At 65.7% G+C, this 17,788-nt stretch carries 15 protein-coding genes; 4 read left to right on the plus strand and 11 right to left on the minus strand.

The annotated features are described in order from the left end of the window. Positions 1 to 4: 4 nt before the first annotated feature. The 8 genes from G7Y85_RS18815 to G7Y85_RS18850 form a co-directional block, all read right to left on the minus strand. Positions 5 to 679 carry an energy transducer TonB gene (locus G7Y85_RS18815; RefSeq protein ID WP_166261158.1) on the minus strand — a complete coding sequence of 225 codons (675 nt, stop codon included), beginning with the start codon at positions 677 to 679 and terminating at the stop codon, positions 5 to 7. A 4-nt stretch (positions 680 to 683) separates the two neighbouring features. Further along, positions 684 to 1,364 (minus strand): Fe2+-dependent dioxygenase, encoded by a 681-nt coding sequence (locus G7Y85_RS18820; RefSeq protein ID WP_166261160.1) that lies wholly within the window; start codon positions 1,362 to 1,364, stop codon positions 684 to 686. Between the two features lie 81 nt (positions 1,365 to 1,445). Then, a complete protein-coding gene (locus G7Y85_RS18825) occupies positions 1,446 to 3,836 on the minus strand; it encodes a catecholate siderophore receptor Fiu (protein WP_166261169.1) in 2,391 nt (796 codons plus the stop codon). Positions 3,837 to 4,043: 207 nt separating this feature from the next. Further along, on the minus strand, positions 4,044 to 4,889 hold the full coding sequence (locus tag G7Y85_RS18830) for a M23 family metallopeptidase (RefSeq protein WP_166261171.1): 846 nt from the start codon (positions 4,887 to 4,889) through the stop codon (positions 4,044 to 4,046). Between the two features lie 28 nt (positions 4,890 to 4,917). After that, positions 4,918 to 6,825: a threonine--tRNA ligase gene (gene thrS / locus G7Y85_RS18835; protein WP_166261173.1), complete on the minus strand. Its 1,908-nt coding sequence runs from the start codon at positions 6,823 to 6,825 to the stop codon at positions 4,918 to 4,920. Between the two features lie 18 nt (positions 6,826 to 6,843). Next, positions 6,844 to 7,263: a DoxX family protein gene (locus G7Y85_RS18840; protein ID WP_206675618.1), complete on the minus strand. Its 420-nt coding sequence runs from the start codon at positions 7,261 to 7,263 to the stop codon at positions 6,844 to 6,846. After that, a complete protein-coding gene (gltX, locus tag G7Y85_RS18845) occupies positions 7,260 to 8,681 on the minus strand; it encodes a glutamate--tRNA ligase (protein ID WP_166261175.1) in 1,422 nt (473 codons plus the stop codon). Before gltX ends, G7Y85_RS18840 begins: the two co-directional genes overlap by 4 nt. A 77-nt stretch (positions 8,682 to 8,758) precedes the next feature. Further along, positions 8,759 to 9,286: an SRPBCC family protein gene (locus G7Y85_RS18850; protein WP_206675619.1), complete on the minus strand. Its 528-nt coding sequence runs from the start codon at positions 9,284 to 9,286 to the stop codon at positions 8,759 to 8,761. Between the two features lie 106 nt (positions 9,287 to 9,392). Between G7Y85_RS18850 and G7Y85_RS18855 the strand changes: the two genes are divergently transcribed. The 4 genes from G7Y85_RS18855 (at position 9,393) to G7Y85_RS18870 (ending at position 13,301) form a co-directional block, all read left to right on the plus strand. Then, positions 9,393 to 10,235: a 6-carboxytetrahydropterin synthase gene (locus G7Y85_RS18855; RefSeq protein ID WP_166261177.1), complete on the plus strand. Its 843-nt coding sequence runs from the start codon at positions 9,393 to 9,395 to the stop codon at positions 10,233 to 10,235. A 53-nt stretch (positions 10,236 to 10,288) separates the two neighbouring features. Continuing rightward, entirely contained in the window at positions 10,289 to 10,978 is a 690-nt protein-coding gene (locus tag G7Y85_RS18860; RefSeq protein WP_166261179.1) for a hypothetical protein, read from the plus strand. Positions 10,979 to 11,073: 95 nt separating this feature from the next. Next, positions 11,074 to 11,550, plus strand: a complete 477-nt coding sequence (hisI, locus tag G7Y85_RS18865) for a phosphoribosyl-AMP cyclohydrolase (RefSeq protein WP_166261181.1) — start codon at positions 11,074 to 11,076, stop codon at positions 11,548 to 11,550. Positions 11,551 to 12,008: 458 nt separating this feature from the next. Further along, on the plus strand, positions 12,009 to 13,301 hold the full coding sequence (locus tag G7Y85_RS18870) for an MHYT domain-containing protein (protein WP_166261183.1): 1,293 nt from the start codon (positions 12,009 to 12,011) through the stop codon (positions 13,299 to 13,301). A gap of 77 nt (positions 13,302 to 13,378) precedes the next feature. On the opposite strand, the gene G7Y85_RS18875 is transcribed toward G7Y85_RS18870, so the two are convergent. The 3 genes from G7Y85_RS18875 to G7Y85_RS18885 all read right to left on the minus strand — a co-directional run bounded on the left by G7Y85_RS18875 (position 13,379) and on the right by G7Y85_RS18885 (position 17,787). Next, a complete protein-coding gene (locus G7Y85_RS18875; protein ID WP_166261185.1) occupies positions 13,379 to 15,667 on the minus strand; it encodes a DNA internalization-related competence protein ComEC/Rec2 in 2,289 nt (762 codons plus the stop codon). Positions 15,668 to 15,687: 20 nt separating this feature from the next. After that, positions 15,688 to 16,461: a lipoprotein-releasing ABC transporter ATP-binding protein LolD gene (gene lolD, locus G7Y85_RS18880; protein ID WP_166261187.1), complete on the minus strand. Its 774-nt coding sequence runs from the start codon at positions 16,459 to 16,461 to the stop codon at positions 15,688 to 15,690. Between the two features lie 78 nt (positions 16,462 to 16,539). Continuing rightward, positions 16,540 to 17,787 carry a lipoprotein-releasing ABC transporter permease subunit gene (locus G7Y85_RS18885; protein ID WP_166261189.1) on the minus strand — a complete coding sequence of 416 codons (1,248 nt, stop codon included), beginning with the start codon at positions 17,785 to 17,787 and terminating at the stop codon, positions 16,540 to 16,542. Between the last annotated feature and the right edge of the window lies 1 nt (position 17,788).

A 17,788-nucleotide genomic window follows, 5' to 3' on the forward strand; every position in this document is an offset into this window, starting at 1 on the left:
GAGCTCAGTGTTGGTGTAGTGCGAATGACATCGGAATCCGGACCCAGGCCGGAACGGCCCTGTCGCCCTGCTTGGCCGGCACGAATCGCCAGCGCTTGCGAACCACCTCGACGGCGGCTTCGTCGAGCCGTGCGTGGCCGCTGCTTCGATCGACCGTCACCTGCTCCGCGCGGCCGTCGGCGCTGACCTGCACGAGCAACATGACGACGCCTTCCTCGCGCAGGCGAATCGACGCCGCCGGATATTTGGGTCCAGGGTTATCGAGATAGGCGGCGACGAAATCCGGTGGCGTTGTCACCGGCGGCGAAGCTGCGGGTGCCGGCGCTGGCGGCATTTGCAGCTGCGGCGCGGCAACCGGCGGTGTGATCGGCGGCGTCGACATCGGCGTCGGGCTTGGCCGCGGCGTCGCCACCATCTTCGGCGCGAGCTTCGCTTTCGGCCTGGTCGGTGCCGGCGGCTTGGGTGCCGGCGCTTCGACAGGCGCTGGCGCAGCGGCGATGAAACTCACCATCATCGTCCGCGGCACTGGCTTGGGTGCGGACTGCCGGCGCGCGTGCAGCAGCGCTGCCAGCGCCGCGAGATGCAGCACGGCGATCAGCACGAAAGCGCTACCGTGTCGCCACGGCAGTCCTGCGCCGCTGCGACGCGTGTAGCCTGGCGCTTCGACGCAGGCGCTCATCGCCTCAGACCTCGGCCCAGCCACGCAGGAGGTTGTGATAGACGCCGGTGAGCCGCAGCACCGTCGCCGCATCGGCACCACTGCGACGCAGGGTTTCGATCGACGCATCCATCTCGAACAGCAGGCGTCGCCGGCCGTCGTCGCGCACCATGCTCTGCACCCAGAAGAACGACGCCAGCCGCGCGCCACGCGTGACCGGCATGACCTGGTGCAGGCTGCTGGCGGGATACAGCACCAGATCGCCGGCCGGCAGCTTCACCCGATGCTCGCCATAGCTGTCGCTGACGACCAGTTCGCCGCCGTCGTATTCGTGCGGCTCGCTGACAAACAGCGTGCACGAGATATCGGACCGCACATGCTGGGCGGCAGCTCCGTGGCGCATCACCGAACCGTCGATGTGCAGGCCGTAGCGACCGCCGCCCTGATAGCGATTGAAGCGCGGTGGCAGGGTGCGCAGCGGCAGCGCCGCCGCGAAGTACAGCGGATTGCGCTCGAGCGCGGCCAGCACGGTTCGACCCAGTTCCGCCTTCAGCGGCGAGCTGTCGGCCAGCTGTTCGTTGCGTTTTACCTGCGCGCCCTGCACGCCGACCGTCTCGCGGCCATCGGCCCAGTCCGCGTTGTCCAGCGCACGCCGTAGCGCGGCGAGCTCTTCGCGATTCAGCAGTTCTGGGATGCGCAGCAGCATGACGCGGTCCTGGATTGGGCGGGCCCGAGGGCCCGAAGCAGGCGCCGGGGGAAGTCGTCCCCGCCCCGGCGATGAACGGACTCAGAAGCGGAAGTCGCCACTGAACAGGAAGGTGCGCGGCGTGCCCGGCGTGTAGCGATAGCCGCTCTTGTTGATCGCGGCGACGTACTCCTTGTCGAGCAGGTTGTAGGCGTTGACGCGCAGCGTGAGGTGTTCGCTGAGGGCATACGCGGCGACTGCGTCCCAGACCGTATACGACTGCGTGTACGTGGGCGTGCCCACGGCACCGTCCGTGCCGCGGTGCATCTTTCCGGCATAACGGGCGCCGCCACCGACGGTGAAGCCGTGCGGCAGCCGGTACGTGGTCCAGGCCGTGAACGCGTTACCCGGCGTGTAGGTCAGATTCGGCGATCCATCGCTGGTAACGGCGGGGCCGTTGGTGACCCTGGTGTTGATGTCGCTGTAAGCCGCAGTGATCGCCCAGTCGTCGGTGATGTTGCCGACCGCGGACAGCTCGACTCCCTGCACGCGCTTGCGGCCGGTCTGCAGGGCGACACCGTCGAGCGTGTCCTGCGAATTGATGTCGTTGCTGACGTTCGTGCGGAACAGCGCGAGATTGAGCGACAGCGCCTCGTGGATCACGTCCCACTTGCCGCCGACCTCATAGGTCTGCGCCTTCTGCGGCCTGGCGTTGACGGTATTCGCGCTGCCGGCCGCATTGCTCAGCTGGAAGTTCGCGCCGCCCGGCGGTTGCTGCGCGAGTGCGTAGTCGGCGTACAGGCTGGCCGTGGCGATCGGCTTGTAGACGACGCCGAGTTTCCAGTTGAACAGGGAGTCGCTGTCGTCGGCATCGGTCGACGTCACGATCGTGCCGACCGATGCGCCGTTGCAGTACACGGTGCGGCCGGAATTGCTGCCGGCGCCCAGCGTCGTGCAGGCAGCAGTCGCCAGATAATCCGTCCTGTAGTGATCGACGCGAACGCCGCCGGTCACCAGCCACTGTTCGCCGAGCTTGAGCGTGTCGAAGGCATACAGCGATTCGGTGTCCGTGCGACCGTTGCTGCCGGCGCCGTTGCGCCCGTAGGCCCAGGTGCCGCTGTCATTCCAGTCCGGATCGTAGAGATTCGCCGCCGGCACGGTGCCGATCGTGACGTTGGTATGCGCCAGCAACTGTTCTCGCGTCACTTCCAGACCGGCGCTCAGATTGTGTTCGATGCGCCCGGTATCGAAGTCGTAGCGCAGATTGAGCTGATCGGTGAGGATCCTGTTCTGCTGATCCTTGTAGTTGATGTTGCTGCGCGCCAGCGTGTAGGTCGACAGATCGTCGTAGTCGCTCCACTTGATGTTGCCGGTCGGCGTCGGATGGCCATCGGCATCAAGCACCGGATTGCCGTCGGCGTCGACGACTACACCACCGGTGCTCATGAACGAGGTCAGCAGATAGTTCTGCGTCGTCATGCCCCAACGCGCGATGTTGCGGAGCTTGAGCGTGTCGGAGAAATCGTGCTCGATCTGCAACGTCGCCATCTTCGACGTGTCGTCGTCGTGGTCGTAGCGCGTGCCGTAGAAGTTGTCCGGATCGACCGGATGCCCGGCCAGCGTCTCCAGCCCGGCCTGCGGCGTCCAGCCCGGCAGGCCGATGGTCGGCACGAAACCGTCCGGAATGTTGTCCTGCTTGACGTAGAGCAGGTTCAGATACGCGCGCGTGCCGCTGCCGAGGCCGAAGGCCAGCGACGGCGCGATGCCCGAGCGCGAATTGTTGACATGATCACGGCCGGCGACGTCGCTGTCCTGCCACAGGACATTGAGGCGCAGTGCACTGCCGGGCAGGCCGTTGAGCGCCTGATTGAGATCGGCCGTGGCCCGATTCTGGCCGTCGCTGCCGGTCGTCAAGGTGCCGGACACGGCGTCTTCGAGATTCGCCTGCTTGGTGACCAGATTGATCGCGCCGGACGGCGAGGTGCGGCCGTTGTCGGTGCCGGCAGGTCCCTTCTCGACTTCGACCTGATCGATGTTGAACAGGTCGTGCGACACCGAACCCAGATCACGAATGCCGTCGACGAAGATGCTGCTCGATGCATCGAAGCCCCGCATGTAGAGCGTGTCGCCCGTGCTGGTGGAGCCATTTTCGCCAGCGTAGAACGTGCCGACCGCGGGACTGTTGCGCAGCGCCTCGCTCAGAGTCGTCGCACCCTGTTCGCTGAACAACTCCTTCGGAATGATCTGGATGGTCTGCGGCGTGTCGCGCAGTGGCTGCGTGAATTTCGGCGACGACGGCGCGTCGACCTTGTACGGACTCGGCACATCGGCCTCGACCTTCACTTCGCGCAGCTGCGTGGCCTGCTGCGGTGATGTCGCCGCCGGTGCGTCACCGGTTTCGGCGGCGACGGTCTCCGTCGATGCCTGCGCCGTTGCCGGCAGCGCATGAATGACCCATACCGCAGCCGCGATCGGACTCAAACGAAACTTCATTGCCTTGACGCTCCCCTGAACGGTTTTTCAGCGAAAGCGGCCGCGAACGGCCGCGAGTTTCTCCGTACGGGCCCACCTGGAAGGCGTTTGGGTCTGGACGTTCGCTGGGAGACGAATACGATTCTATATGAGAATCGTTAGCATTTAAAGAACTTTCGGAAAGCTGGCGAAACGGGATCGGCGAAAGCCCTCAATCGGCGACGCCGCTCAGGGCGTCGCGGCAGCCGGCATTGGCGGCGCCAGCTTCTGCGCGTCGACCCGCGCCTCGTACCAGTTCATGCGCCAGTCGAGATGCGGCCCGGTCGCACGCCCGGTCATGCCGGACAGCGCAATCACGTCGCCCTGCCTGACCTGCTGGCCCTTGCCGACCAGCAGCCTGGACAGATGCAGGAACGCCGATTGCAACCCATAACCGTGATCGATCATCAGCGTGCCGCCGGTGAAATACATGTCCGGATTCGCGAGCACCACCACCCCGTCGGCCGGCGCATGCACTTCGGTGCCGATCGGCACGGCCACGTCGACGCCATAGTGCGGCTGCTTGGGCTCGCCGTTGAGGATGCGCTGACTGCCGTAGACGCCCGAGATGCGCCCGGTGGCCGGCCAGATGAAGTGTTCGAGAAACCCGGTGCTGTCGCCTTCATACTTGCGTGCGGCGGACACTTCGCGCTGATCGGCACGAATCCGGTCATAGACGCCCGGCGGCGGCGACACCATCTTCGGCGGCAGGCCGTCGATGTGCTGGATGTCGTATTCGCGTCTGGCGACGGCATGGCGATAGCTCACCACCGCCGCACCCGGCAACTGCACGCGCAGCTCGGCGCTGTCCGGCGCGTCGCGATTGATGCCGAACACGAAATCGCCGGCGGGCGTCAGCCGCAAGGCACGATCGTCGAACCAGAGCTTGCTGCCGGCCGGCGCCTTGCCGAACAAGACCTCGCCTTCCTGCCAGTCGCCGCGCAGGCTGACACCGGCCGGCAGCTCGTCGACGCTCGCCGCGCTGGCGGTCAGGATGGTCGCGAACAGCAGGGCAGCGGCGATCAGGGCGCGCATCGGTTCATCTCCGGTCGGTGGCTCGGCTCTAGCCTAAGGCTTTCAGCCGCGCGACGACGTCGGCGAGTGCGACTGTCTCCTGCACTTCGACGCCGCGATAGCGCAGCGTCACGGTCTTTTCCTCGGCTTCCTTGCGACCGACGACGATGATCACCGGAATCTTGTGCATCGCGTGCTCGCGGATCTTGTAGTTGATCTTCTCGTTGCGCAGATCGGTGTCCGCCCGCAGGCCGGCGTCCTTCAGCAGCTCGCAGACTTCGGTCGCGTAGCCGTCCGCGTCGGAAACGATCGGCGCGACGACCGCCTGCACCGGCGACAGCCAGAACGGCAACGCGCCGGCATGGTGCTCGATGAGGATGCCGATGAAGCGCTCCATCGACCCGACGATCGCACGATGCAGCATCACCGGATGCTGGCGCTGCGAGGCCTCGTCGACGTATTCGGCGCCGAGACGCTCCGGCATCATGAAGTCGACCTGCATGGTGCCGACCTGCCAGGCGCGGCCGATCGAGTCCTTGAGGTGATATTCGATCTTCGGTCCGTAGAAGGCGCCCTCGCCCGGCAGCTCGGTCCACTCGACCCCGGCGCTGCGCAGCGCGGCACGCAGGGCCTCTTCGGCCCGGTCCCAGACGTCGTCGGTGCCGAGCCGCTTTTCGGGACGCAGGGCGATCTTGATCGACAGATCGGTAAAACCGAAGTCGGCGTAGACCTGCATCGCCTGGCGATGGAACGCGGTGACCTCGGCCTCGACCTGCGCGGCCGTGCAGAAGATGTGACCGTCGTCCTGCGTGAACGCACGCACGCGCATGATGCCGTGCAGCGCACCCGACGGCTCGTTGCGATGGCAGCCGCCGAACTCGGCGTAACGGATCGGCAGATCGCGGTAGCTGTGCAGGCCGGCGTTGTAGATCTGCACGTGGCCCGGGCAGTTCATCGGCTTGACGGCGTAGGTCCGCTTCTCGGATTCGGTGAAGAACATGTTGTCCTGGTAATTGTCCCAGTGGCCGGACTTCTTCCAGAGACTCACATCCATGATCTGCGGACCGCGCACTTCCTGATAGCCGGACTTGCGATAGACGCCACGCACGTACTGCTCGACGGCCTGCCAGATCGCCCAGCCTTTCGGGTGCCAGAACACCATGCCCGGCGCCTCTTCCTGCTGATGAAAGAGATCGAGCTGTTTCGCCAGCTTGCGGTGATCGCGCTTCTCGGCTTCCTCGACCTGCTTGAGGTAGGCCTTGAGCTCGTCGTCGGTCGCGAACGCAACGCCGTAGATGCGCTGCAGCTGCGCATTGTTGGCATCGCCGCGCCAGTAGACGCCACCGACGCGGATCAGCTTGAACGCGCTGCCGAGCTTGCCGGTCGACGGCAGATGCGGACCGAGGCACATGTCGAGCCAGTCCGGCCCCTGCTTGTAGATCGTCAGCTCCTCGTCGACCTTGATGCCCTCGCGGATCCACTCGGCCTTGTAGGTCTCGCCGGCCGCTTCGAAATGCCTGACCGCCGCGTCGTGGTCCCAGACTTCGCGGGTGATCGGCAGATCGCGTTTGACGATCTCGCGCATCTTCGCCTCGATCGTTTCCAGATCGGCGTCGGTGAACGGCATCTCGCGCGCGAAGTCGTAGTAGAAGCCGACCTCGGTCGCCGGACCGAAGGTGATCTGCGTGCCCGGAAACAGCTCCTGCACGGCCTGGGCGAGCACATGCGCGGCGTCGTGGCGAATGACTTCCAGCGCTTCGGGCTTGTCGCGCGTGACGATGGCGATGCTGGCGTCGCGGTCGATCGGCCGGGTCAGGTCCCACAGCTCGCCGTTGACCTTGATGACGGCGGCCTTCTTGGCGAGGCCGGGCGAAATGCCCTGGGCAATGGCGAGACCGGTCACCGGCGCGTCGAAGGATTTGACGTTGCCGTCCGGAAAGGTGATTTGTATGGACATGGTCGGTTTGCTTCGAAATTAGGCTTCTGCGACGACAGCGCGCGGCGCGCGGGTACTCCACCAGATGCAGGCGAGCAGCAAGGCCTGCACCAGCAGACGCAGCCACAGCGCCCACAGCGGTGCCTGCGGAAAACGTTCCGGGTATTGCAGCATGTAAACGTGAACCGGCGTCACCGCGATCGTCAGCAGGAACAACATCGTGCCGGCCAGCTGTCGTATGCCGACGAACAGCAGGCCGAGCGCGCCAAGCACCTCGCAGACGCCGCTGAGGTAGACCATCGCCACCGGGTACGGAACGTAGGGCGGCATGATGGCGACATCAAAAGCCGTCTTGAAGAAATGGATCTGCGCACCGAAGAAGAACCAGACGAACACGACACCGAGACCGGCCTTGCGCGCCGCCGACAGGCCGCTCCAGTTCCGCGCGACGTAGCTCACGACTGCACGACCGGTTCGTAGCTCACCGCCCGCGCCAGACGCGCAAGCGTGCGCTCGCGCCCGAGCAGGAACAGGGTCTGGTCGATCGGCGGCGAAACCGCCATGCCGACGACCGCGACGCGAATCGGCTGGGCGACCTTGCCGAGACCCAGCCCGCGCGCTTCGGCGAAGCCGTTGACCGCTGCGTGCAGATCGGCAGCGGTCCAGTTCGGCAAGGCCTGCAGGCGCGCCGCAAGTTCGGCGAGCACGGCCTTGCCATCGGCGGTCAGATGCTTGGCGGCGTCCTTGTCGTTGTAGCCGTCGAGTTCGGCAAACAGGAACTTCGACTTCTCGGCCATCTCGACCAGCGAACGGCAGCGCTCGCGCTGCTGCTCGATGACCGGCTGCAGCTCGGGACCGTTGGCGGGATCGACGCCGATGCGCCGCAGGTGCCAGTCGAACTCCGGCGCGATGATGGCCGGGTCGGTGATCTTCAGATACTGATGATTGACCCACCAGGCCTTTTCCATGTCGAAGCGCGCCGGCGACGGCGAGACGTGGTCGAAATCGAACTTCTCGATCATCGCCTCGCGCGTGAACATCTCCTGGTCGCCGTGGCTCCAGCCGAGGCGCACCAGATAGTTCAGCATCGCCTCCGGCATGAAGCCCATCGCGCGGTATTCCATCACGCCCAGCGCGCCATGACGCTTGCTCAGCTTGGCGCCGTCGGCACCGAGGATCATCGACACGTGTGCGTAAGCCGGGGGCGTCGCACCGAGCGCCCTTAGGATATTGATCTGGCGCGGGGTATTGTTGACGTGATCGTCACCGCGGATCACATGCGTGATGCCCATGTCCCAGTCGTCGACGACCACGCAGAAGTTGTAGGTCGGCACACCGTCGCCGCGGGCAATCACCAGATCGTCGAGTTCCCTGTTGTCGAACACGATCTCGCCCTTGATCAGATCGTTCAGCACGACCTGGCCTTCGAGCGGGTTGCGGAAGCGCACGACCGGCTGCACCCCATCCGGAACCGGCGGCAGCGTCTTGCCAGGCTCCGGCCGCCAACGGCCGTCGTAGCGCGGCTTTTCCTTGCGTGCCATCTGCTCGGCACGCATCGCGTCGAGCTCTTCCTTCGACGCATAGCAATGGTACGCGGTACCGGCCGCCAGCATCTGCTGCACCACCTCGCGGTAGCGGTCGAAACGCTGTGTCTGATAGACCTCGTCGAAGTCCGATTTCAGACCGAGCCAGGCCATGCCCTCGAAGATCGCGTCGACCGCTTCCTGCGTCGATCGCTCGCGATCGGTGTCCTCGATGCGCAGCAGGAACTTGCCACCGTGCCGCTTGGCATAGAGGAACGAAAACAGCGCAGTACGCGCACCGCCGATGTGGAGAAAGCCGGTCGGGCTCGGTGCGAAGCGGGTGACGACAGTCATGAGGGACGAAAACCGTTGATAAGCCGCGGAAAGCGCGGGATTTTAAACCACGCTGGCGGCCATGTGCCGCGAACCGGCTATGGTTTGCCGGTTTCGACGTACGATTTCAGTCGCTGCATCTGCTCGTCCAGCACCGCATCGACCGCTGGCGCAAGTACCTCGAACGGCGTCGAAGCGTAACCGCCGACCCGATAGTGCATGAGCAGCGCGGTGCCGTCGGCGGTCGGCTGCAACGCCCAATCGAGGACCGCGGACACGCCCATGGTCTGCAAGGGACCGAGCGCGCCAGCAAGGCGCAGCAGCTTCGGTCGATCGGCAAAGATCACCGTGGCGTGCTGCACGCTGCCGCCGTCGGCCAGCGTTTCGCAGAAGCAGCCCCCGGCACGGGCATCGAGATGCAGGCGCGCGGCCTCGCCCGAATAGCTGTGCTGTGGGTTCCACCAGCGGCCGATGTCGGTCAGCGCGTCGTAAACCTTCGCCGGTTCGGCCTTCAGCGACAGTCGCTGTTCGATATCGAAGCCGGCCGCTGTCTGCGAGACTACTTCCGCCTGTGCGGCGCTGCAGGCCAGGACGCCGGCCATCAGGATGACGATGGTGATGCGCATGATCTCGACTCCCAGGCGGTTCGCGGACGCGACGGATTGACGCCGCCACTGCGACGTGTACCCTCCCGCGCCGCCTTACACTATCGCCTTCGACGACCGCGCCGCCATGTCCCGTCTTTTCGTTGAGCAACTGACCGTCATCGACTGCGCCTTTCTCGACGCGGCGCGAGGGCTGGTGGGCGAAAGCTGGATCGTCGACATCGAGCTGGAGGGCGATCTCGATGGCCAGTCGATGGTGCTCGACTTCGGCGACGTCAAGAAGCGTCTCAAGCGCGCCATCGACGACAGCGTCGATCACAGCCTGCTGGTGCCGCTGACCGCGCCGGAGCTGCGACTCGAACGCGTCGGCGACGAATGCCGGCTGTCGTTCCGCTCGCAAACCGGGCTGATCGAACATCGATCGCCGGGTCAGGCCCTGAGCCTGATTGACGCCGCGACGATCACCCCCGAATCGGTGGTCACCCATCTGGCGCCGCGCCTGAAGGCCGTGCTGCCGGGCAGCGTCACCGGCCTGCAGCTGCTGCTGCGCCAGGAGCTGATCGCCGGCGCCCACTATCACTACGTGCACGGACTGAAGAAGCATGCCGGCCTGTGCCAGCGCATCGCCCACGGCCATCGTTCGCGCATCGAAGTCCGTGTCGATGGCCGGCGCGACGAACAACTGGAACAGACGGTCGCCGACGGCTGGCGCGACATCTACCTCGGCACGCGCGCCGACATCATCGCGCAGGATGGGGACCGGATCCGCTTTGCCTATGTGGCGGCCGAAGGCGCCTACGAACTCGGCCTGCCGACCGGCCGCGTCGATCTGCTCGACACCGACAGCACCGTCGAACAGATCGCCGCCCACCTGGCGCGAAAGCTGGCGACGGCACGTCCGGGCCTCGCCGTGAGCGTCCGGGCGTACGAAGGGGTGATGAAAGGTGCGATTGCCACGGTCGAACGGTGAACCGGGCGCCGTCATTCAGGTCGAATTAAGACCTTTGAGCTAGAGTTCGGGCCATGAGTAAACATCCGTCCCTGTTCCGCAAGACCCTGCTTGCCGTGATCGCGGTCGGCAGCACGGCGCTTGCCGGCTGCATTGCCGAAGTCCCCGCTCGCTCGGGTGTCGACTACGGCTATGTCGCCGGCACCTATGGCAACGCGCCGGCGCCAACGCCGTACGCCGCCGCCCCCTACGGCGACCCGTACTACGACGACAGCTATTACGGCTATGACGGCGCCTATTACGGTGGCGGCTATTACTACGGCCCGAGCACGACCTTCGTGTACTCGCGCGACCACTACTACCCTGCCTACGGCTACCCGTCGCACGGCAACAGTTACCGCGACGACTACCGCGATCACCGTGATCGCGACGGCGACCACGGCGGCGATCATCACGGCGGCTACTCGGGCTACCCCGGTCATGACGGCAATCACGATCAGGGCGGCAACCATTACGGCAGCGACGGCAACCATGGCCGCGACGGCGGCTGGAACCATGACCGACCGGGCCGTCCGGACACCCGGGTCGGCAATCCGGCTCCGCAGGACAGCCACCAGCGCCCGGTCATGAGCAGCGGTCGCTCGGACGGCAACATGGTGCAGGGCCGCGGCAACGCGCGCATCGAGCAGGCCCTGCCGCGGCGGACGGAAGACGCCGCACCGGCGCCGCGATTCGACCGTCGCCAGCAGCGCGACCGCAACTGACCGTCCAGCCAGCTCGCTGTGATATAAAGGCCGCCGCTTTTTGGGCGGCCTGTTCGTTCGGGCCGCGTGTTTGCCCGATTTGAAGGTCCTCCGCCATGACCACCGATATCCATTTCTTCCCGCGCATCACCATCGAACAGGTCGAGGAAGGCCACGAACTCGCGCCGAAGTTCGACGAGCACGGCCTGCTGCCCTGCGTCACGACGGCAGCGCACAATGGCGAAGTGCTGATGCTCGGCTACATGAACGCCGAAGCCCTGAAGAAGACCATCCTGACGGGCGAAGCACACTACTACTCGCGCTCGCGCCAAGTGATCTGGCACAAGGGCGCGACGTCCGGGCTGGTGCAGAAGATTGTCGAACTGCGCATCGACGACGACCAGGATGCCGTCTGGCTGAAAGTCGACGTCATCGGCGATGCCAGCTGCCACGTCGGCTACCGCTCCTGCTTCTATCGCTCCGTGCCGACCGGCGACGGCGGCGAAGTGCGCAAGCTGGCGTTCGAAGAATCGGAAAAGACCTTCGATCCGAAAGAGATCTACGGCGACGCGCCGAATCCGACCAAGCTGTAGCCATCCATGGCGGGACTTCGTTCCCCGATCAAGCCAGGCCCGGACATCCCTGTCCGGGCGTTCGTCGGCGTGCATTGCCATTCAAGGCAATACACGACAACCCCGCCTCACTCTACGGCGACGCGCCGAATCCGACCAAGCTGTAGCCATCCATGGCGGGACTTCGTTCCCCGATCGAGCCAGGCCCGGACATCCCTGTCCGGGCGTTCGTCGGCGTGCATTGCCATTCAAGGCAATACACGACAGCCCCGCCTCACTCTACGGCGACGCGCCGAATCCGACCAAGCCGCAGACGAGCGGACGACCGTGAGGACTGCCCGGCGTCGGTGATCGCGCTGCGCTAAGATCGATTTCGCTTTGAACGGCCGGGAACCGCGCCCTGCCCGCAGCGACGAAATACATCACCCAGCCACGCGCCGAATCGGCGCGTTTCCAACGGGCCACAGCGAGGACCTAGATTGACCGGCACCTACAATCCCGAGTTCGTCGCGCTGTCGCTGATCGTCGCGATCTTCGCGTCTTACACGGCACTCGAACTCGCCGGACGCGTCAGCCAGAAGCAGGGTCGAAGTTCCGGAATCTGGTTGCTTGGCGGCGCGTTCGCGATGGGCACCGGCATCTGGTCGATGCACTTCATCGGCATGCTGGCGTTTCACTTGCCGATTCCGGTGGCCTACGACACGGCGATAACGACCTTGTCCCTGCTGATCGCCATCCTCGTGTCGGGACTGGCACTCTACGTTGCCAGTCGCGAGACGATGAGCGGCCCGAGACTGGCGGCAAGCGCGCTGCTGATGGGAGGCGGCATTGCCGCGATGCACTACACGGGCATGGCGGCGATGCGCATGTTTCCGGCAATCAGCTACCAGCCGTTCACGTTCATCGCCTCCATCATCATCGCGGTCCTGGCCTCGTTCGTCGCGCTCTGGATCGCGTTTCAATTGCGGCATCAGTCGTTTGGTGTCGCAATGTTGCTCAAGGTCGGCAGTGCGGTGGTGATGGGCGGCGCCATCAGCGGCATGCACTACACCGGCATGGCCGCTGCTCACTTTGCACCCGGCAGCTATTGCCGCGCGGCTGTGTCCACCGGCATGAGCACCACCGCACTGGCGCTGATCATCGGCATTGCGACATTCTTCATCCTGACGATTGCTCTCGGCGTGTCGGCGCTCGATGCACACTTCGCGAAAAAACTCGCAACTGCGCTGCAGGCCACTAATGAGCAACTGAGTACGCTCGCGCTCTACGACAGCCTGACGGGGCTGCCGAACCGCATGCTGCTCGATGACCGGATGGGTGAAGCGGCGTCTCGCGCCGAACGCAGCAAGGCCCACTTCGCGTTGTTGTTTGTCGACCTCGACCGGTTCAAGCCGGTCAATGATTCGTTCGGCCATCGAATCGGCGATCTGCTGTTGAAATCGGTAGCGGAGCGACTGATCGGCTGTGTCCGGGCCAGCGACACCGTTGCCCGCACCGGCGGCGATGAATTCGTCGTCGTCCTGAGCGGCATCGGCGATCCGAAGGACGCCGCCATGGTCAGCAGCAAGATTCTCGACGAACTGTCGCGGCCGTTCTTCATCGAGGATTGCGAACTCGATATCTCGGGCAGCATCGGCATCAGCATCTATCCGAACGATGGCCGGGACATCAACACGCTGAAGATCAACGCCGATCTCGCGATGTATCAGGCCAAGCGCAGCGGCCGCAACAATTACCGATTTTTTTCGCCCGATATGGCAATCCCGAGCTGAGTTTTCCGCCGCGACAGCCAAAGCAGCCATTCAAGCCGCCGGCTGTCGCCAGGCACCAGGCGCCGGCGCGCCGCGGCTCAGTCGGCGCCACAGGTGCCGCGTGGCAGCCGCAGTGCTTCCTGCAACCAGTAAGCGTGCGCCATGCTTGGCGCGTTCCAGTAGCGGCGCCCCTCATCACGCCAGGCCCGGGCATGCAGGCGTCCGTCGACACGAAAGACCGTGATCGCGCCCTGCCCACCCGTCATCATCAGCCGCGCTCCGCAGTCAAGGTAACGGCGCACCACGGGCGGGCGTGGATGATGGAATCGGTTGTGCCAGCCGGCAGGAAACACCACCAGCTGCGGCGCGACCGCCGCGATGAAACCGGCCGTCGACGACGTGCTGCTGCCATGATGCGGCGCAATCAGCACATCGGACTTCAGCGCCGGACGATCGAGCTCCAGCAATCGCGCCTCGGCCTGGTGCTCGATATCGCCTGGCAGCAGCATCGAGTACGGACCCTCGATCTTCAGTACGCAGGAACCGTTGTTGTCCGACCCACCCGTTTGATCCGGATGCAGGATCGCGAAACGCACGCCGTCCCACTGCCAGTGCATGCCGTCCCGGCACGCCTCGCCCTGCGGCGTGCCGATCTCGCGGCGCACGTCCAGCAGGCGGCGCACGGCCGGCACACCGCCGGCGTGATCGTTGTCGCTGTGCGACAGCAGCAACACGTCCAGCCTGTGCAGGCCACGACTCAGGGCGAACGGCACGACGATCGAGCGCCCGGCGTCGAAGCCTTCGCCGTACGCGGGCCCGGCATCGAACAGCAGACTGTGGTGTCGTGTGCGGACCAGCGCCGACAGACCCTGACCGACATCGAGCACGGTGATCTCCAGCGCACCGCGCGGCGCCTGCATCGGCGGCCACAGCAGGGGCAGCAGACAGAGCAGGCCGGTTGCACGCAAAGGCAGGCCGGCGGGCGCGAACAGCAGCAGGCAGCCGAGCACGGCCAGTGCCAGTGCCGCAGCCGGTGGGGCATCGGGCCACCACGCCATGGGCCAATGCGCGGCGATCCATTGCAGGGCCTGCAGCAGGTATTCCAGCGTGGTCGCGGCCGGCGGCAACAACCACATGGCGGCCGTCGACGAAACCACGCTGGCCAGCATCACGAGCAGCGCCGCCGGCGTCAGCAACGCGAACAAGGGCACGGCGAGCAGATTGACGAACGGCGCCGCCCAGGCCAGCCCCTGGAAATAGAACAGGGTCAGCGGTGCGAGTACCAGGCTCAGAAACAGCTGCACGCGAATCGCCGCGCGCCAGCCCGGCTCCGGGCGATAACGCCCGGCGGCGATGTAGAAGATCGCCGACACCGCACCGAAAGACAGCCACAGGCCCGGCGCCATCACCGCCGACGGATCGACGACAACGATTGCCAGCCACGCGAATGCCAGCGCATGGCCGGTCTGCGCAAGACGGTGCGTGAGCGCCGCCAGCGCCAGCACCAGCAGCATGAACAGCGAACGCGCGACCGGCGGCTCGAAGCCGGCCAGCAAGGCATACAAGCTTGCCAGCAGCGCCGACCCGATGAGGGCAAAGCGCTGCGCCGGGAGCCACAGACTGGCGCGCGGCCAGCTCGCCCAGCCCCAGCGCAGCAGGAAGAACGCAAAGCCGGCGACCAGGGCGAGATTGAAGCCGGAGATCGCGATCAGGTGCGTCGTGCCGGTCATGCGGAACGCGTCCCAGTCGGCATCGCGCAAATCCGAGGTCGCGCCGATCGTCAGCGCCTTCAGCAGCGCCGCACCGGGTCGCTGCCCCAGCGCCCGGTCGACCTGCGTGCTCCAGGCCTGGCGCAGCTTGAGCACGCGGTAGCCGGAACTGACGCCGCAGGGCTCGGCGTCGCGAACCGTCGCCGTCGCGCCGAGATGCTGGCGAAACAGCCAGCCCTCATAGTCGAAGCCGCCGGGATTCAGCGAACCGTGCGGTGCACGCAGGCGCAGCAGCAGACGCCAGCACTGGCCGCCCGCGAGCGCAGCCTCGCTGCGATACCAGGAGGTCCGGATCAGGGCCGGCAGTTGATCGCCGTCGGCGGCTTTCGGCGCGAAACTGAAGCGCCAGGTCTGCGTGTCGGTTTGATCGCCGCCATAGCGATCGCGGCTGCGCTCCGGCAGGCTCGCAACGCTGCCCTGCACCCAGCGCTCTTCGTCGAAGCGCGACTCCGGCCATTGCACGTCGAGCTGACGCTGTGCCTGCCATTGGCTGAGCGCCAGGCCGAGCACGAAGGCCAGCAGCAGGTAACGCCAACGCCAGGGCCACAGCGCGGCGACGGCTGCCAGCAGCAGAACCGGAAGTGGCAGCAGTACCGGCAGGGCGTGCAACAGCAGCACACCTGCCGTCAGTCCGGCGGCTAGGAGCCGGAGGTCTGGATCAGCCGCCCGCCGTCCAGCGTCCATATGCGATCCATGCGGCTCGCCAGATGCAGATCATGCGTGACGACCACCAGGCTGGTGCCGAACTCGCGATTGAGTTCGAGCATCTGATCGAACACGCGCTCGGCGGTCCGGGTATCGAGATTGCCGGTCGGTTCGTCGGCCAGCACGCAGGCCGGTTGCGTGACCAGTGCGCGCGCCACTGCCGCGCGCTGGCGTTCGCCGCCCGACAATTCGCCGGGCTTGTGCTGCAGACGTTCGCCGAGACCGACGCGCTGCAGCAGTTCGCCGGCCTGCGCCTGCGCCTGCGCCGCCGGCATGCGCCGGATCAGCAGCGGCATCGCGACATTTTCCAGTGCCGTGAATTCCGGCAGCAGGTGATGGAACTGGTAGACGAAGCCCAGGGTGCGATTGCGCAAACGGCCGCGCGCGGCATCGGACAGGGCCGACATGTTCTCATCGCCGATCCAGACTTCGCCGGCGCTCGGCGAATCCAGGCCGCCAAGACAATGCAGCAGCGTCGACTTGCCGGCACCGCTGGCGCCGACGATCGCAACCCGCTCACCGCGCGCGACACTGAAATCGACGTCCTTCAGGACATCGAGCCGCAGACGGGCGTCATCGAAGGTCTTGCCGAGTCCGACGGCACGAATGATGGGCGGCGCCGTCTGGCGAACGTCCGGAGGGGCCACCGACGATGGCAGTGGCGCCGGCGCCACGATTCCCGCTTCGCTGTTCGGGATTTCACTCATCGTTCACCTCCCGATCGCGCCCTTCGCGACGCTGGATCCCCGCGCTTCGCGCGAGGCCCCTCCACGCTGCTCAGGGCGTTACTCATAGCGCAGCGCCTCCGCCGGCGAGACCCGCGAGGCGCGCCAGGCCGGATACAGCGTCGACAGCAGACCGAGCGCCAGCGACAGACCGCCGATGCGGATCACGTCCGACAGTTTCAGCTGCGACGGCAGATCGCTGATGTAGTAGACGTCCGGCGCCAGGAACTGGTGGTGGGTGAGCGATTCGAGAATCGGCACCAGGGTTTCGATATTGAGCGCAAGGCTGACACCGCCGAGCACGCCGAGCGCAGTGCCGACGAAGCCGATGATCGAGCCCTGCACCATGAATACCATCATGATCGAACGCGGCGACGCTCCGAGCGTGCGCAGGATCGCGATGTCGGACTGCTTGTCCTGCACGACCATCACCAGCGTCGAGACGATGTTGAACGCGGCCACGCCGACGATCAGCGACAGGATGATGAACATCACCATCTTCTCCGTCGAGACCGCCCGGAAGAAATTGGCATGGCTGCGCGTCCAGTCGGAGATGTAATAGATGCCGGGCAGCTGATTGGCCAACTCGCGCGAGACGCGCGGCGCGGCGAACATGTCGTACAGCTTGAGGCGCACGCCGGTCACGGTGTCGCCCATGCGCAGCAGGGCCTGGGCATCGTGCAGGTTGATCAGCACCAGACCTCGGTCGAATTCGTACATGCCGATGCGAAACACGCCGCTGACCGTGAAGCGCCGGAAGCGCGGCAGCAGGCCGGCCGGCGTCACCGAAGCCTGCGGCACCATCAGATCGACCTTGTCGCCGATCGTCACACCCAGCGATTCGGCCAGCTCGCTGCCGATCACGATGTTGTAGGTGCCGGCTTTCAGCGAGTCGAAGCTGCCGGCCTTCATGTGCGCGGCGATGTCGGAAACCTTGTCCTCCTCCTCTGGCAGCACGCCGCGCAGCATCGTGCCGGACAGATCGGAGCCGACTTTGACCATGCCCTCGCCCTCGATATACGGGGCCAGGCCTTCGATCGACTTGTTCTGCGCGGCGAGCCTGGCGACGCCGGGCCAGTCCTCCATGCCGCCGCGATACGCCGATATCGTCGCGTGCGAGGCCATGCCGAGGATGCGCGTGCGCAGCTCGCGCTCGAAGCCGTTCATCACCGACAGCACCGTGATCAGCGCAGTGACACCGACCGCAATCCCGAGCATCGATGCCGCGGAAATGAACGAAATGAAGTGATTGCGCCGTTTGGCCCGGGTGTACCGCAGGCCGGCGAACAGCTCGTAAGGGTTACGCATA

This window comes from Solimonas terrae (assembly GCF_011067135.1).
GTDB classification, from domain to species: domain Bacteria; phylum Pseudomonadota; class Gammaproteobacteria; order Nevskiales; family Nevskiaceae; genus Solimonas; species Solimonas terrae.

Excerpts from the sequence above, each read along its gene's own strand:
- G7Y85_RS18830 (WP_166261171.1), bottom strand. The coding sequence starts at position 4,889 with ATGCGCGCCCTGATCGCCGCTGCCCTGCTGTTCGCGACCATCCTGACC.
- G7Y85_RS18825 (WP_166261169.1), bottom strand. The coding sequence starts at position 3,836 with ATGAAGTTTCGTTTGAGTCCGATCGCGGCTGCGGTATGGGTCATTCAT.
- hisI (WP_166261181.1), top strand. The coding sequence starts at position 11,074 with ATGACCACCGATATCCATTTCTTCCCGCGCATCACCATCGAACAGGTC.
- G7Y85_RS18855 (WP_166261177.1), top strand. The coding sequence starts at position 9,393 with ATGTCCCGTCTTTTCGTTGAGCAACTGACCGTCATCGACTGCGCCTTT.
- G7Y85_RS18850 (WP_206675619.1), bottom strand. The coding sequence starts at position 9,286 with ATGCGCATCACCATCGTCATCCTGATGGCCGGCGTCCTGGCCTGCAGC.
- G7Y85_RS18820 (WP_166261160.1), bottom strand. The coding sequence starts at position 1,364 with ATGCTGCTGCGCATCCCAGAACTGCTGAATCGCGAAGAGCTCGCCGCG.
- G7Y85_RS18885 (WP_166261189.1), bottom strand. The coding sequence starts at position 17,787 with ATGCGTAACCCTTACGAGCTGTTCGCCGGCCTGCGGTACACCCGGGCC.
- thrS (WP_166261173.1), bottom strand. The coding sequence starts at position 6,825 with ATGTCCATACAAATCACCTTTCCGGACGGCAACGTCAAATCCTTCGAC.
- G7Y85_RS18860 (WP_166261179.1), top strand. The coding sequence starts at position 10,289 with ATGAGTAAACATCCGTCCCTGTTCCGCAAGACCCTGCTTGCCGTGATC.
- lolD (WP_166261187.1), bottom strand. The coding sequence starts at position 16,461 with ATGAGTGAAATCCCGAACAGCGAAGCGGGAATCGTGGCGCCGGCGCCA.
- gltX (WP_166261175.1), bottom strand. The coding sequence starts at position 8,681 with ATGACTGTCGTCACCCGCTTCGCACCGAGCCCGACCGGCTTTCTCCAC.
- G7Y85_RS18815 (WP_166261158.1), bottom strand. The coding sequence starts at position 679 with ATGAGCGCCTGCGTCGAAGCGCCAGGCTACACGCGTCGCAGCGGCGCA.